At 61.1% G+C, this 14,904-nt stretch carries 14 protein-coding genes and 1 pseudogene; 4 read left to right on the forward strand and 11 right to left on the reverse strand.

What is annotated here, in order from left to right; all coding sequences use genetic code 11:
- The first annotated feature begins 71 nt into the window (after positions 1-71).
- A complete protein-coding gene (locus tag AB9N64_RS16610; protein ID WP_014720433.1) occupies positions 72-707 on the forward strand; it encodes a DedA family protein in 636 nt (211 codons plus the stop codon).
- On the opposite strand, the gene AB9N64_RS16615 is transcribed toward AB9N64_RS16610, so the two are convergent.
- Positions 688-1,923 (reverse strand): sterol desaturase family protein, encoded by a 1,236-nt coding sequence (locus AB9N64_RS16615; RefSeq protein ID WP_102665823.1) that lies wholly within the window; start codon positions 1,921-1,923, stop codon positions 688-690. The genes AB9N64_RS16610 and AB9N64_RS16615 overlap by 20 nt on opposite strands.
- 115 nt (positions 1,924-2,038) lie before the next feature.
- Here AB9N64_RS16615 and elbB point away from each other — a divergent pair, with 115 nt between their 5' ends.
- The gene (elbB, locus tag AB9N64_RS16620) at positions 2,039-2,704 is read left to right on the forward strand and encodes an isoprenoid biosynthesis glyoxalase ElbB (RefSeq protein WP_032902239.1); all 666 of its coding nucleotides are present in this window, start codon (positions 2,039-2,041) and stop codon (positions 2,702-2,704) included.
- A gap of 34 nt (positions 2,705-2,738) precedes the next feature.
- On the opposite strand, the gene AB9N64_RS16625 is transcribed toward elbB, so the two are convergent.
- The 5 genes from AB9N64_RS16625 to abc-f form a co-directional block, all read right to left on the reverse strand.
- On the reverse strand, positions 2,739-3,194 hold the full coding sequence (locus AB9N64_RS16625; RefSeq protein ID WP_014720436.1) for a YaiI/YqxD family protein: 456 nt from the start codon (positions 3,192-3,194) through the stop codon (positions 2,739-2,741).
- A gap of 1 nt (position 3,195) precedes the next feature.
- Positions 3,196-5,091: an FTR1 family protein gene (locus AB9N64_RS16630; RefSeq protein ID WP_371359537.1), complete on the reverse strand. Its 1,896-nt coding sequence runs from the start codon at positions 5,089-5,091 to the stop codon at positions 3,196-3,198.
- A 200-nt stretch (positions 5,092-5,291) separates the two neighbouring features.
- On the reverse strand, positions 5,292-5,924 hold the full coding sequence (locus AB9N64_RS16635; protein WP_060766877.1) for a LysE family transporter: 633 nt from the start codon (positions 5,922-5,924) through the stop codon (positions 5,292-5,294).
- A gap of 96 nt (positions 5,925-6,020) precedes the next feature.
- Entirely contained in the window at positions 6,021-6,587 is a 567-nt protein-coding gene (locus tag AB9N64_RS16640) for a mechanosensitive ion channel family protein (RefSeq protein ID WP_003195372.1), read from the reverse strand.
- The gene (gene abc-f / locus AB9N64_RS16645) at positions 6,587-8,497 is read right to left on the reverse strand and encodes a ribosomal protection-like ABC-F family protein (RefSeq protein WP_014720438.1); all 1,911 of its coding nucleotides are present in this window, start codon (positions 8,495-8,497) and stop codon (positions 6,587-6,589) included. The genes AB9N64_RS16640 and abc-f overlap by 1 nt, the downstream gene beginning before the upstream one ends.
- 50 nt (positions 8,498-8,547) lie before the next feature.
- Between abc-f and AB9N64_RS16650 the strand changes: the two genes are divergently transcribed.
- Positions 8,548-9,012, forward strand: a complete 465-nt coding sequence (locus AB9N64_RS16650) for a TIGR02444 family protein (protein WP_371359538.1) — start codon at positions 8,548-8,550, stop codon at positions 9,010-9,012.
- Here AB9N64_RS16650 and AB9N64_RS16655 read toward each other — a convergent pair.
- Positions 9,009-10,187 (reverse strand): AlgP family protein, encoded by a 1,179-nt coding sequence (locus tag AB9N64_RS16655; RefSeq protein ID WP_371359539.1) that lies wholly within the window; start codon positions 10,185-10,187, stop codon positions 9,009-9,011. The genes AB9N64_RS16650 and AB9N64_RS16655 overlap by 4 nt on opposite strands.
- 192 nt (positions 10,188-10,379) lie before the next feature.
- Between AB9N64_RS16655 and AB9N64_RS16660 the strand changes: the two are divergent.
- Positions 10,380-11,058: pseudogene (locus AB9N64_RS16660) on the forward strand (FKBP-type peptidyl-prolyl cis-trans isomerase).
- A 54-nt stretch (positions 11,059-11,112) separates the two neighbouring features.
- Here the strand turns inward: AB9N64_RS16660 and AB9N64_RS16665 are convergent.
- The 4 genes from AB9N64_RS16665 to AB9N64_RS16680 form a co-directional block, all read right to left on the reverse strand.
- Positions 11,113-11,571 carry an Rsd/AlgQ family anti-sigma factor gene (locus AB9N64_RS16665; protein ID WP_014720442.1) on the reverse strand — a complete coding sequence of 153 codons (459 nt, stop codon included), beginning with the start codon at positions 11,569-11,571 and terminating at the stop codon, positions 11,113-11,115.
- A 209-nt stretch (positions 11,572-11,780) separates the two neighbouring features.
- Positions 11,781-12,302 carry a disulfide bond formation protein B gene (locus AB9N64_RS16670; protein ID WP_236466493.1) on the reverse strand — a complete coding sequence of 174 codons (522 nt, stop codon included), beginning with the start codon at positions 12,300-12,302 and terminating at the stop codon, positions 11,781-11,783.
- A gap of 236 nt (positions 12,303-12,538) precedes the next feature.
- Positions 12,539-13,780 (reverse strand): heme biosynthesis protein HemY, encoded by a 1,242-nt coding sequence (locus AB9N64_RS16675; protein WP_201914022.1) that lies wholly within the window; start codon positions 13,778-13,780, stop codon positions 12,539-12,541.
- A gap of 5 nt (positions 13,781-13,785) precedes the next feature.
- Entirely contained in the window at positions 13,786-14,901 is a 1,116-nt protein-coding gene (locus AB9N64_RS16680) for a uroporphyrinogen-III C-methyltransferase (RefSeq protein WP_014720445.1), read from the reverse strand.
- Between the last annotated feature and the right edge of the window lie 3 nt (positions 14,902-14,904).

Genomic DNA, 14,904 nt, shown 5'->3' on the forward strand with positions numbered 1-14,904 from the left:
CACATCTCGATACTTTCATGAATCTTCGTGAAGGCGTAGGCTGCGCGTTCATTTCGCCAGCACCCTAGACCATGCTTCAACAATTTCTGCATGACTTCGGCTACTTTGCCCTCTTTCTCGGCACGTTCTTCGAAGGCGAGACCATCCTTGTACTCGCAGGCTTCCTGGCGTTCCGTGGCTACATGGATATCAACCTGGTGGTGGTCGTTGCCTTTTTTGGCAGCTACGCCGGCGACCAGCTCTGGTACTACATGGGGCGCAAGCACGGCCGCAAGTTGCTGGCGCGCAAGCCGCGCTGGCAATTGATGGGCGACAAGGCGCTGGAACATATCCGCAAGCATCCGGATATCTGGGTATTGAGTTTCCGCTTCGTCTACGGCTTGCGCACGGTGATGCCCGTGGCGATTGGCCTGTCCGGCTATCCACCGTTGCGCTACCTGGTCCTCAACGGTATTGGCGCGGCGATCTGGGCCGCGGCACTGGGGGCGGCGGCCTACCACTTTGGCGCGGTGCTGGAAGGGATGCTCGGCAGCGTCAAGAAATACGAGCTGTGGGTACTGGGCGCCTTGCTGGTGCTGGGCTTTGGCCTGTGGCTGCGCCGTCGCTTCAAGAATGCCCGCATCGCCCGCCAAGCCTGTGCCGAGGCCAAGGCTCGGCTGGCTAACGAGCCAGCCCCAATCGAAACGCCTAAGACACCCACCGAGTAAGCCGGCTTCTGCAACAGTAGAGGCCGATGAGGCTGAGCAGGCTGTAGCTCGCCAGGCCCAGCCAGCCCAGGTTGCTGGCGGGCCACAACCCTGCCAGCGGCGCCAGCCATACCAAGGGAACATTCAGCACCAGGCGCGCCAGCTCGGCCTTCAGTGCCCATGGGCGATTCTCCAGCGCAACCCCCAGGGTAAACAATCCCAGTGCCATTGCGCCCCAACCGAGGACCAGCGCCGAGGTGGGCGAGCCCTCACCCACATTCATCAGATAGCTGCCAAACCCCACATAAGCCGCAAACTGCAAGGCGATGTAGACCTGTTGGCGCATGTCCAGTGGCACCTCGAATTTGCGGAACTGGCTCAGGTCCGGCTTGGCCATCGGGTACTTGGCCTTGACGTCCGCCGGCCGCCAACCGGTGCGCATGAACCAGATGCGCAGCTTGTCCCACCAACGCTCAGTACGCCTGGCGTCGCTCCAGAGCTGCGCATAAAACTGCAGGTTGGCCCACAGCGGATTCCAACTGGCCAGGGGTGTGGTTACGCCGAAAATCACCGGTTCGTTATCGTCTTCCTCTTGGAAGGTGCCGAACAGCCGGTCCCAAATAATGAACACCCCGCCGTAGTTGCGATCCATGTAGAGAGCGTTCTGTGCATGGTGGGCCCGATGATTGGACGGTGTGACGAAAAACCATTCGACCCAGCCGAGCTTGGGAACATGGCGTGTATGGACCCAGAATTGATACAGCAGGTTGAGCGACGCTACGCTGATAAACACCACCAGCGGCACACCAACCACCGCCAGGGGCAAGTAGAAGATCCAACTCAGCAGGAAACCGGTGCTGGTCTGGCGCAAGGCAGTGCTGAGGTTGTAGTCCTCGCTCTGGTGATGCACCGAATGCGCGGCCCACAGGATGTTGCGTTCATGCCCCATGCGGTGCAGCCAGTAGTAGCAGAAATCATAAAACACAAAAGCGAATACCCAGGTCCAGACGCTCTGGGTCGGCAACTCGAACAACGCCAGGTGCTTGAGGGCGAAGGCGTAGGTCAGCAGGCCCACACCCTTGGTGAGCAAGCCGGTGGTGGTGGACAGCACACCGGTGCTGAGGCTGTTGATGGCATCCGCCACTCGGTAGTTGCGCGCGCCGCGCCAACGGTCGGCCAGCAACTCCACCACAATCAGGGCGATAAAAAACGGTACTGCGTAAGGCACGAAGTCCATGGGCTAGTCCGGTCTATTTTTGTTACATCAAGATTAGGTGCAGCGACGTGAGATCCCATTGGCAACAGGTTACAAATTAGTAGACATTTAACGCCATGAATCAGGAGAAATGCCCATGAGCAAAAAGATTGCAGTGATCCTTTCCGGCTGTGGCGTGTACGACGGCGCAGAGATCCATGAAAGCGTGATCACCCTGCTGCGCCTGGACCAGCGCGGCGCTCAAGTGGAATGCTTTGCACCCGACGTTGCGCAGTTGCACGTGATCAACCACCTCACGGGCGAAGAAATGCCCGAGTCGCGCAACGTGCTGGTGGAATCCGCGCGTATCGCCCGCGGCGCCGTGAAGGATATAGGCCAAGCCAACGCCGCAGACTTTGACGCGCTGATCGTGCCGGGCGGGTTTGGTGCGGCCAAGAACCTGTCGAACTTTGCCGTGGAAGGCGCCGGTTGCAGCATCAACCCTCAGGTGCTGGCACTGGCTGAAGCCTTTGCCGAAGCGGGCAAGCCGGTGGGGTTGATCTGCATTTCGCCGGCCCTGGCCGCCAAGATCTACGGCCCTGGCGTGACCTGCACCATCGGCAACGATGCCAGCACCGCCGCAGCCCTGGACAAGATGGGCGCCACCCACCTCGAATGCACCGTGGAGGACATCGTCGAAGACCAGGCGCGCAAGCTGGTGAGTACGCCGGCCTACATGCTGGGCAAGAACATCAGCGAGGTGGCGTCAGGCATCAACAAGCTGGTGGATCGGGTGTTGGAGTTGACTCACGAGAACGACTGACGCTCTCTTTCTGTAGGAGCGAGCTTGCTCGCTCCTACAGTGGTTTCATCAAGCGGGTAAGGATTCGGTCCAGCGCATTGGCAAACGCCTGCTTGTCCTTTTCGCTGTGGGGCGGTGGGCCGCCGCCCATCTGGCCTTGCTCGCGCAGGTCGGTAAACAGGTTACGCACCGCCAACCGCTCGCTCATGTTCGCTGGGCTGAATTCCTTGCCACGCGGGTCAAGGGCCGTCACGCCCTTCTTCACCAGGCGGTCGGCCAAGGGCACGTCGCTGCAAATCACCAGTTCGCCGGGCACGGCGTGCTCCACCAGGTAATCATCGGCGGCATCCGGCCCGCTGGGCACCACGATCAGCTTCACACAGGCAAAGCTCGGTTTGATCTGGCTTTGACCTGCCACCAGCACCACCTCAAACTGGCGCTTGAGGGCGAACTTCACCACTTGGTCCTTGGCCGCCCGAGGGCAGGCATCGGCGTCGATCCACACGCGCATGCTACGCCGCCACCCGGCGCTTTTCGGTCAGGCGGCTACGGCCATACAACACCACAATCGCCAGGATCGCCACGGCCTGTGCCCCCAACGAGTACGCATCGGCGTGGATGCCCAGCCAGTCGAAGTCAAAGAACGCCACCGGCCGCGTGCCGAAGATGCCTGCTTCCTGCAAGGCTTTCACACCGTGCCCGGCAAACACCACCGACAGCGCACACAGCAGCGCGGCGTTGATACCGAAGAACAGCGCCAGCGGCAACTTCGCCGAACCGCGCAGGATCACCCAGGCCAGGCCCACCAGCAGCACCAACGCCGTGGCACCACCGGCCAGCACCGCGTTGTGCCCGGCAGGGCCGGCTTGCAGCCACAGGGTTTCGTAGAACAGGATGACTTCGAACAGTTCGCGGTACACCGAGAAGAACGCCAGCACGGCAAAACCGAAACGCCCACCGCCGCCCACCAGGCTGCTCTTGATGTAGTCCTGCCAGGCCGCCGCGTGCCGCCGGTCGTGCATCCACACGCCGAGCCACAGCACCATCACACTGGCAAACAACGCCGTGCAGCCTTCAAGCAACTCACGCTGGGCACCGCTGACGTCAATGACATAGGCCGCCAAAGCCCAGGTACCCAAGCCTGCCAACAGCGCCAGGCCCCAGCCGACGTTGACGCTGCGCACCGCCGATTGCTGGCCGGTGTTACGCAGAAAGGCGAGGATCGCTGCCAGCACCAGAATCGCTTCCAGGCCTTCGCGCAGCAGGATCAGCAAGCCGGAGATATAGCTCAACGACCAGCTCAGGCCATCGCCGCCCAGCAAACCGGCCGATTCAGTGAGTTTGCCTTTGGCCAAGTCCAAGCGCTGCTGCACCTGCTCGATAGGCAAGCCGTCCTGCAACGATTGCCGATAGGCCATCAGGGCCTTCTCGGTGTCTTTGCGCACATTGGCATCGACGTTATCCAGGGAGCTTTCCACCAGTTCGAAGCCTTCCAGATAGGCCGCGACGGATAGATCGTAAGCCTGCTCATGGTCGCCGTTGCGGAAGGCCGCGAGGCTCTTGTCCAGGGTGGCGGCGGTGTAGTCGAGCAACTGCGCAGGGCCACGCTGAACCTGCGGCGGTTGGGCACGTTGAGCGCGGAATGTCGCGGCAGCGCCAGGGCCGTCAGCGGCGAGCACTTCATTGGGGTTCTGGCGGGCCAGGTCGGCAAGGTTGAATGTCTGCTCGCCTTTGGCGGCGGCCGGGTCGGCCGTGAAGCCGGCGATATAGGTTGCCAGGTCCCAGCGCTGGCGGTCGTCCAATTGGTCAGCGAACGACGGCATGTCGGTGCCCTCCACGCCCAGGCCGAGGGTGTTGTAGATCGCGTAGAGGCTCAGGCGATCCAGGCGCGTGGCATCGCGCAGGTTAGCGGGTGGTGGCGTCATGCCCATGCCTGCGGGGCCATCGCCGGCACCTGCTGTGCCGTGGCACACCGAACAATGCTGGGCGTAGAGCGGCGCGCCGCGCGTCGGGTCCGGCGTGATGGCCGGGGCCTGGCTGACTTCATACGCCACGGCCAGCTTGGCACCCAATTGACGGGCCTGGCGGGCAACGCTTGCGCCATCCTGGTGGGCAGTGACCGCGGCCAGCAGTTCATCAACGCCCTTTATCAGCTCGGCGCGCTCGGGTTTGTCTGGCAAATCCGCCACCAGCCCCTGCAACACCCCGAGAAATTCCACTTGTTCACGGTATTCCGAGTCATCCACCACCTTGCCCGCCTCCACCGTGGGTGGGTAGTCGGCGCCAATGTAGTCCAGCAAATGCAGGGCTTGCGGCGCGCCCTCGGCGGTCGCGGCCAACAGATTGAAGCTGCACGACAGCAACGCCGGCAACAGCAGCCAGGCGAGAAAGCGGAAAGGGGCGGTCATGAATGAATCTCAAGTGGAAATACGAAGTAACACTATTGTTGAGCTTTAATGGATTCGACTCAAGGTGTTATTTCATATCACCCTAAAACCAATGTGGGAGCGGGCTTGCTCGCGAACGCGGTGCTTCAGTCACTATTTTCTTTGACTGATACCGTATTCGCGAGCAAGCCCGCTCCCACATTTTTGAGCCAGTCGCTTGGTCAGGCCGTGGCGCGATGCAGGCTCGCCAGGAAACCGGCAGCGCCGACAAACAAGCCAGCAAAGGTGCGGTTTACGCGTTTCTGTTGTTTGGGCGTACGCAACAGGCGCAAGACTTTCGACGCCAACCCTGTATAGCCCGCCATCACGATCATATCGACGCTGATCATAGTGGCACCGAGGATCAGGTACTGGATCAACAACGGCGCCTGCGGGTTCACGAACTGCGGCAGCACCGCCAGCATAAACACCAGCGCCTTGGGATTGCTGGCGTTAACCAGGAAGCCGCGGAACATCATCGCCATCGGTTTGCCGATCGGGCGCACGGCGGCGTCATCGGTCATGTCCATGGGCAGGGCACGCCATTGTTTGATGGCCAGATACACGAGGTAGGCCACGCCAAACCATTTGATCGCATAGAACGCAGTAGACGAGGCCGCCAGAATGGCACCCAAACCACCGGCGACCACCGCAATCTGCATCGCCAGGCCCAGTTGCAGACCGATGGCGTTCCAGTAGCCACGCGCAAAACCGTATTGCAGGCCGCTGGACATCGAGGCGATGGCACCGGCGCCAGGAGAAAGGGAGATGATCCAACTGGCCAGGAAAAAGGCCAGCCATGTATCGAGAGCCATTGCACACCTCGTAAGGGAGTTAGCGGTTGTGCCTTAAGCTAACTCCAGCGACTAAAGGCTGGCTATAGATTTCTGTAGGAGCGAGCTTGCTCGCGCCTACAGGATATTAGTGCCAGAGCCGGGCCAACGGCGTACCGAACGCTGGAAGAACAGACTATTGGGCACCTGCACCATCGCGCTGTTGGTCCCGGCTTCCTCGACTTCGATCAGCGTGGTGTAGAGCAAGTTGATCGCCACGACCCGGCCCTTCACGCCCGGTTTGTCGACGGTGTCCACCAACTCGACGATATCACCGAGGCGAAACGGCCCGACCGTGAAGATCAGGATCGCGCACAGCAGGTTCGACAGCACCGACCACATGGCGAAGAACGCCACGGCCGCCACCGCGACAAACCCCGACAGGGCCGTCCACAACACCGTGGCAGACACACCCAGGCGGCCCAGCACAAAGATCAGCGCACTGCCCATGATCAGCCAGCGCAAGCCGCCCCGCAGGGGCATCAGCAATTGCGGCGGGAACGGGTAGCGCTCACCCAGGCGCGTAAGGCCTTTTGCGACGAAGCGCTGAGCCAGGTAGCCAGCCAGCAGGATCAGCAGGATTTGCACGCCGATCCAGATGGGTTCGATCCATTGCACCGGTACCGGTAATTGCAACGCCTCCATCAGGACAGCGCCTCCAGCTCCGCTTGCAGGGTTTCGAGCAATTCGAGGGCCTCCATCCAGGTTTCCTCCAACTGCCCCTCGCGCACCTTGAGCTTGGCCTGTTCGGCCAGCAGGTCACGCAGCTCGTCCTTGCGCGCCGCCTCGTACACGGCGCTGTCGCCCAGGCTGGCTTCGATCTTGGCCAGGCGCTCATGCACCTTGCCCAGTTCGGCTTCCAGCTTGTCGGCCTCACGCTTGTGCGGCGCCAACTGCTGGCGCAGCGCGGCGGCGGCCTGGCGCTGGGCTTTCTTGTCGGTCTTGTCCGGGTTGACCGGCGTGTTGCTGGCCGGCGCATTGCGCAGGCGGTACTCCGTCAGCCAGCGCGCGTAGTCGTCCAGGTCGCCATCGAACTCTTCGACCTTACCGTCGGCCACCAGCAGGAAGTTGTCGGTGGTGCTCTTGAGCAGGTGACGGTCGTGAGACACCACCAATACCGCACCGCTGAACTCCTGCAGGGCCATGGTCAGCGCCAGGCGCATTTCCAGGTCCAAGTGGTTGGTCGGCTCGTCGAGCAGCAACAGGTTCGGGCGATCCCACGCGATCAGGGCCAGGGCCAGTCGGGCTTTTTCGCCACCGGAAAAATTCAGCACAGGTTCGTCAATGCGCGCGCCACGGAAGTCGAAACCGCCAAGGAAGTCGCGCAGGGTCTGCTCGCGCTCGGTCGGCGCCAGGCGTTGCAGGTGCAACAACGGGCTTGCCTTGGCGTCCAGCGAGTCCAGTTGATGCTGGGCGAAGTAACCCACCACCGTGTTCTCGCCACGAGTGAGGCGACCGGCCAGCGGCTCAAGCTCACCCGAAAGGTTCTTGATCAGTGTCGACTTGCCTGCGCCGTTCGGGCCGAGCAAACCGATGCGTGCGCCCGGCGTGAGCTGCAGCTTGACCTTCTCAAGGATGGTTTTGTCGCCATAGCCAAGGCGAGCGTCCGAGAGGTCCAACAGCGGGCTGGAGATCTTCACCGACTCACGGAAGACAAAGTCGAACGGCGAATCGACGTGGGCCGCCGACAGCTCTTCCATGCGTTCCAGGGCCTTGATCCGGCTCTGGGCCTGGCGGGCCTTGGTAGCCTGGGCCTTGAACCTTGCGATGTAGCTTTCCATGTGCGCACGTTGCGCCTGTTGCTTTTCAAAGGCCTGTTGCTGCTGGGCCAGGCGTTCGGCGCGGGCGCGTTCGAACGCGGTATAGCCGCCACGGTAAAGGGTGATTTTCTTCTGTTCGACATGGGCGATGTTATCGACCACGGCGTCGAGGAAATCCCGGTCGTGGGAGATCAGCAGCAAGGTGCCCTGGTAACTCTTGAGGAAATCTTCCAGCCACAGGATCGCATCGAGGTCCAAGTGGTTGGTCGGTTCGTCGAGCAGCAGCAGGTCAGAGGGGCACATCAGCGCTTGAGCCAGGTTCAGGCGCATGCGCCAGCCACCGGAGAAGTCGGCGACCGGGCGGTCCATCTGTTCGTTGGTAAACCCAAGGCCAGCGAGCATCTTGCGAGCGCGAGCGTCGGCCGTGTAGCCGTCGGCGCTGTCCAGCTCCGAGTGCAGGCGCGCCTGGGCGGCACCGTCCTGGGCTTTTTCGGCCTCAGCCAGGTCGTGTTGCACCTGGCGCAGGCGCAGGTCGCCATCGAGCACGTAGTCGATGGCGATACGGTCCAGGGTGTCGATCTCCTGGCGCATATGGGCAATGCGCCAGTCGGCAGGCAGCAGGCAGTCCCCGGAATCCGGGGTCAGCTCCCCCAGCAACAGGGCGAACAACGTGGATTTGCCGGCGCCGTTGGCACCGATCAGGCCGGCTTTGTGACCGGCGTGCAGGGTCAGCTCGGCGTCTTCAAGAAGACGTTGCGGGCCACGCTGTAATGTTAGGCTTTGAAGTCGGATCATAATGGCGGCGGAGTCTACCAGCTTCGTTGGCCGCTGGCTTGGGTGTGAATATGTGCGCTGACCTGTGGAGCTTTGCCCTTTCGACCTATGCCCGCCCAGGCGTGGAGGCCGCGTGCCTGCGCTTGCAGGAGCAAGGGGCAGACGTGTGCCTGTTGTTGTGTGGTGCTTGGCTGGAGCAACGAGGTGTGGCGTACAAGCCCGAACGCGTTCAGGCACTGCAACAGATGGCTCATCCGTGGCGGGTGCAGGTAGTCGAACCGCTACGACAAGTGCGCGTGCAATGGCGAGCCTTGGCCCAGCAGGATGCGCAATTGGCATCGCTGCGCGAGCAGATCAAGACACTGGAGCTGGAGGCCGAAAGAACGTTGCTGGCGCGCTTGGAAGCGCTGGCGCAGACATGGCCGATCAATGAGGTGGTGGATCAGCAAGACTGGCTTGAAGGCCTGGCGACCGAAGCCGCCAACCTTGACCACGACGTGCTGCTGCAATTGCGCGTCATGGCCACCAACACTTAGGAAGCGCTGGTTGGGGTGGTGCTTGGCGCTACCGGTGCAGGGGTGCTGCTGGCCGATGCAGTTGGAGCGGTGGCTGCTGCCGGGGTGGCAGTGGGTGCTGCTGGAGCGGCTGGCTTTGCGGGCGCTGGCTTGGCGGCTGGCTTCACGGCTGGTTTAGCAGCCGCAGGTTTAGCGGCTGGCTTGGCAGCCGGTTTGACAGCAGCGGTTTTAGCGGCTGGTTTGGCAGCAGCGGTTTTAGCGACTGGCTTGGCAGCTGGTTTGGCAGCAGCAGGTTTAGCGGCTGGCTTCGCGGCTGGTTTGGCAGCAGCAGGTTTAGCGGCTGGCTTCGCGGCTGGTTTGGCAGCAGCGGTTTTAGCGACTGGCTTGGGAGCTGGTTTGGCAGCAGCGGTTTTAGCGACTGGCTTGGCAGCTGGTTTGGCGGCAGCAGCTTTAGCAGCTGGCTTCGCGGCTGGTTTGGCAGCAGCAGTTTTAGCAGCTGGCTTCGCGGCTGGTTTGGCGGCAGCAGTTTTAGCAGCTGGCTTCGCCGCTGGTTTGGCAGCAGCAGTTTTAGCAGCTGGCTTCGCGGCTGGTTTGGCAGCAGCCGTTCTAGCAGTTGGCTTCGCGGCTGGTTTGGCAGCAGCGGTTTTAGCGACTGGCTTGGCAGCTGGTTTGGCGACAGCAGTTTTAGCAGCTGGCTTCGCGGCTGGTTTGGCAGCAGCGGTTTTAGCGGCTGGCTTGGCAGCTGGTTTGGCAGCAGCAGTTTTAGCAGTTGGCTTGGCGGCTACTTTTGCAGGCGTACGAGCACCCAGTGCTTTAGCTACGGCTTCCTTCACACGGCCAACACCTTGGGCCAGTTTCAGGCTTTCTTGAGCGTCTTTTTTGAGTTGGGAAATGTAGCTGCGGGTTTCGGCTTGGCGATCCTTGAGAGCATCCAGCAGCTCTTCAAGTTCTTTGACCGCGCCTTTGGCTTTGGCTTGTGCCTTGGACTTGCCGGCAGTGGCGGCGTCTTGCAGTTTGGTGCGGGATTTGTGCAGCTTTTCTTGCGCTTTACCGCGTTGCTTTTCCAGTTTGGCGAGCAGCTTTTCTGCATCAGCCAAGGCTTGGGAGCACGCGCTTTCCAGATGTTCGAGCAGGCTGCCCGAAAGTTGTTGGAGCAAGTGCAACGGGGTATTTACAGGCTTCTGTTTGGCCGACATGGTTTACCTCCTGGCTGACGTGGGTGCGGCTCATACTAGCCCTCTGCTCTTACCGCCGCTAGGGCATGTTGACAGTATCCTTTGCGTTGCGTTGCAGCGTGCGAAAATTCTTATCGATATAACGGAAAACCGCGCCACTTTTTACGCACTCGCACTGGCATAATCCGTCGCACTTTCGCCGGGAGAATGCCCATGTCGCGTTACCTTTTTCTAGTGTTCGGCTTGGCGATCTGCGTGGCCGATGCAAGCGAGCAACCCTCGTCAAACACCACCGCCGCAACCCCGCACGATCTTGCCTATAGCCTGGGCGCAAGCCTTGGCGAACGGTTGCGCCAGGAAGTCCCCGACCTGCAGATACAGGCCCTGCTCGACGGACTCAAGCAAGCCTACCAAGGCAAGCCACTGGCGCTGGATAACGCGCGCATCGAACAGATCCTCGCGCAGCACGAAACGCAGAACGCCGCCGACGCCCAACGACCTCAAAGCGAAAAAGCACTCGCTGCCGAGCAGCAATTTCTCTCAAGGGAAAAAGCCGCAGCCGGCGTTCGTCAGTTGGCCGATGGGATCCTGCTCACCGAGCTGACACCCGGCACTGGCAACAAGCCGTTGGCCAGCGATGAAGTGCAGGTTAAATACGTGGGCCGACTGCCTGATGGAACTGTCTTCGACAAAAGTACGCAACCGCAATGGTTTCGCCTCAACAGCGTGATCAGCGGTTGGAGCAGTGCATTACAACAGATGCCGGTGGGTGCGAAATGGCGTCTGGTGATTCCTTCAGCCCAGGCCTATGGCGCAGACGGCGCAGGTGAGTTGATCCCCCCCCTATACGCCGCTGGTGTTCGAGATCGAACTAATCGGCACTCGCCACTGACCCATAAAAAAACGGTGCGACATGCGCACCGTTTTTCTTACCTCGCCACCAGCTTCAAGCCTGGGTGGCGGGTTCTTCCTTATGAGCGTTGTGCAGCACTTCGATCAAGCAATCTTCCAGCTCGAAACGCTCATGCAACAGCGCCCCCAACTCTTTGAATTTTTCCGCGACACATTTCCCGGCATCACACAGGTCGGTGAACGCCAGCAGCTTTTCAGTGATCACATCGATGCGCGGATAAAGCGTCTCAGCCAACTCCAGGCCACGCTGATCATCGAAGGCTTCGGCCTCCTTGGTCAGTTGCTCGTAGACGCCGAAATGGCCGGCAGACACGTAGTCCACCAACACCTCACAGAACTCCTGCAACGGCTTGCGATTCTCGCCCAACGCTTCGGGCTTGGCGCCGAGAGCATCAAAGGCCCGAACCAGTTCGTGACGTGCCTTCAACCAGCTGTCGATCAGCTTGTGCACCCCACCCCAGCGTTCCTGAGCATTCTGACAACTTTCCAACATGATGATCTCTCTTCCCTATTGGGGCGCCGCAGCTCTGTACCTGCGCAACACTTCAAGGATGAAGCAGCAGACGGACAAGGCCGCGTCTGACAAGCGGTTTGGATAACGCGTGCGGGCCAGATTATGCCCGCATGACTATGGCTTCAAGGTACGCAGGAGAGAATGTTCATACAAGTGTTTAATCCGCTCCTACAATCTGAGTCTCGTTTTCAAGGTGTTGCGAGGCGCAAATGCCTGCCGAACAACAGCCGTGACACCTGCATGAACCCCAGGATCAGCATCGCCACAAAAAACAGCAGGCTCCACTCAGGCAGGCTCAAGTCAAACAGCGTCCAGTTGATTTCAACGCAATCGACCGTGCCATTGAACACCGAGCGCGTTGCCTGCCAGACAGACAGGTTTTCAAGCATGTCCTGCAGGCTGGGCCAGCAATCCCCCACCTGGCTTGCCGGCCTGTTCTGCAACAGGACTTGCCGGCCTGCGGTGATGGCGCCCAGCAACGCACAGCCCATGCTCGCCAACCCATAAAGACAAAGGCCGGAACGCCCAGGTTTGTGAAGCGCGGCAATCAGGTTGATCAAGGCAAAAGACGCGAGGAACAGGCGTTGTACCTGGCATAGAAAACAAGGTCGTAGCAGCGCACCGTATTGAAGGTAGTAAGACGCGCCCAACGTCAGCGCACCCGCCATGAACGCCAGGAAAAACAAAGAGCGTAAAGGGGCCAGAGACATTGTTTATCCGCACTGCAAGAGATAGGTCGCTACGGTAGAGGAAAGGCCCGACCCCTTTCAATACGCCCTAGAGCGGACTTTTCCTCGAAAACATAAGGACATCCCGCCACGGGCCCGAGGAAAATCAGCCAAGACAAGTAGGAATTAGTAACAAAGCCAGTTAAGCCGAGGGGTTGCAGGGTTTGAAGGGTTGGGTGTCAGATCGGTCCTAGCCAACCCATCCACCCTTTCCTACTTCAAACTCGCGCAGGCACTGGCAGCGGCGAGGACAGCAGACGATTGTCGAGCAACCCCAAGCCCTCCTGAAACAGCTGGTTGCTGCGCTCGGTATCGCCCAATTGGGCCAGCAGGCGAGCCAATTCGGCGCAGGCTTCGGGATTGCGCTGTACTTGCAGGCTGCTTTCCAGATAATCCCGCGCCTTGCCCCACAGACTGTTTTGCAGGCACAGACGACCCAGCGTCAGCAGCAGGCTGGCATCGCCTGGATGGTCCTTGAGCCAGCCTTCGGCAAACTTCAGTTGCCGCGCAGGATCACTGCCGCGCAGCAGGCCATACAACCGGATCAGGTGACTGTCATAACCGCGTTTAAGGGCGCCACGCAGCACTTCTTCGGCCTTGGCATCTGCGCCCAATCGACGCAGTTGGTCGGCATACGCCAATACCAGTTGTGGCTGTTGGCGCTGGGCTGCGGTCAGTTGCTCCCATGCGCGCTCCAGAGACTGCAACCCTGCTTCGCCTTGCTCTTCACGCTGGGCCGCCAGGCTCAGACTCTCGCCCCAGGCGCGACGCTCCAGCTCGGCCAGCTCATTGGCGGGCAAGACTTTGTCCTTGCGCAGCTCAGGCAGCAGGCGAATCACAGACGACCAATCGCCACGCTGCTGATGCAGACGTTGCAACTGTCGCAGTACTTGCGCGTTATGCGGATGACGCTCATGCATCGCCTGAAGAGTGACCAGTGCGCCTTCCGTATCGCCACGGTCCATCTGCAACTGCGCATGGCTCAGTGCAATGGCCAGTTCGGCCTGGGGCTGGCGTTCCAACGCACGCTCCAGCAAGCCGTCGGATTCCTCATAACGGCCCTGTTCATTGGCCGCACGGGCGGCACCGATGTAATACAGCAGGGGTTGGCGCTCTGCTTCGGCGGCGCGGTGCAGGTGGCGTTCGGCGCTGGCCCAGCGGCCCTCGGCGAGGTCCATCTGGCCTTGCTCGATAGCGATCTGCACACGACGGCTGCGGTTGCGTCGTGACCAGGGGTTGACCACGCCACCGGATGTGCTGACCAGGCTCCATAACACGCGGATCAGGTAAATCGCCAGGCCAATGGCGAACACCGCCACCAATGTCGCCCACAGGCTTGATTCGTAATGCAGCAGGTGAGGATAAGTAATCAACACGTAGCCGGTGTGTTTCGAAATGCCCACACCCAGGGCCAGCGCGAGCGCAATCGCGAGCACCAGGATCACATAGAAACGCTTCATCAGCTCTACTCCTGGGTCGCCGGTTTGCCAGCCGAAGCCTTGGCTTCGTCGGCAGACTGATGACGGCGTTCAAGGTACGCCTGCACAGCAGCCAGGCTCGCAGCCAGGTCAGGCGTGACCACCGACACCGCCTTGGGCTCAAGCTCGGCAATACGCGCCAGCATCGCCTTGCTCTGCGGGTTGTCCTGGTTGAAGTTGTCCTGCAATACGCTGCGCGCTTCTCCCAACGAGCGGCTGTACACCGCCGCCTCGCCGTTAAGCGCAGCCCATTGGGCTTGCTCCAGCGCCAGGCTCAAGGCCAGCCGCACTTGGTTCAGGCCTTGGCCTGCCAACAAGGGACGGATGTTGTCATCCGGGTTGAAGTCGATGCGGAAATAACGGGAGATCTGCTCCCACCACTGGCTCAACTGGTTCTGCGTATCGCTGGTGGGACGCCCCTGGGAAGCAGGCTCCGTGAGCTGATACTCCGGGGCAATCGCCGCCAGTTGCACCACCTGGTCACGCAAGGCAGCCAATTGCAGGTACAGGCCGGTACGGTCCGGTTGCTCGGTGCTGCGCAGCGCGGCCAGGCTCTTGGCCAATTGCTCCCGTGCAGCGAAAGCCCCTGGGTCGCTTTGCTCGCGAAGAATTTCGTCGGCCCCCTGCACCAGCGACTGGGCGCTGTTGATGTCTTGCAAGGCGGACAAACGCAAGCTGGCCAGACGGATCAGATGCTCGGCCTCTGCCAGGCGCCAGTCCTTGCGGCTGGCACCCAACACGGTTTCCAGACGCTGGTTGAGACGCTGCTGATCACCCTGCAACTGAGTGACCAGGCGGCGACGCTCTTCCAGCTCATCCGCACCCGGCAACTGCGCCAGGCGGGCGGCCAGCTGTTGCTGGCCTTGCTTGAGGCTCTGGGACTGGTCATCCAGGGTCTGCACCTGGCCCAGTTGGTGCTGGCTGCTGGCTTGCAGGGCACGGACCTGCCAGATCCCCCAGCCGCCGGCGGCTACGCCCGCAGCGCCCAACAGCAAGGCGACGACTGCCAGGCCATTGCCACGGCGTGGCGCGCTGACCGGTGTCTCGACCGGCGCATCAAGCGCGGGCTGAGCTTCATCTTTAGGCAAGGCTGTTTCGCTCACGTA

Origin of the sequence: Pseudomonas sp. KT_2_4 (genome assembly GCF_041410225.1) — a bacterium.
In the GTDB taxonomy this organism is placed as follows: Bacteria; Pseudomonadota; Gammaproteobacteria; order Pseudomonadales; family Pseudomonadaceae; genus Aquipseudomonas; species Aquipseudomonas paracarnis.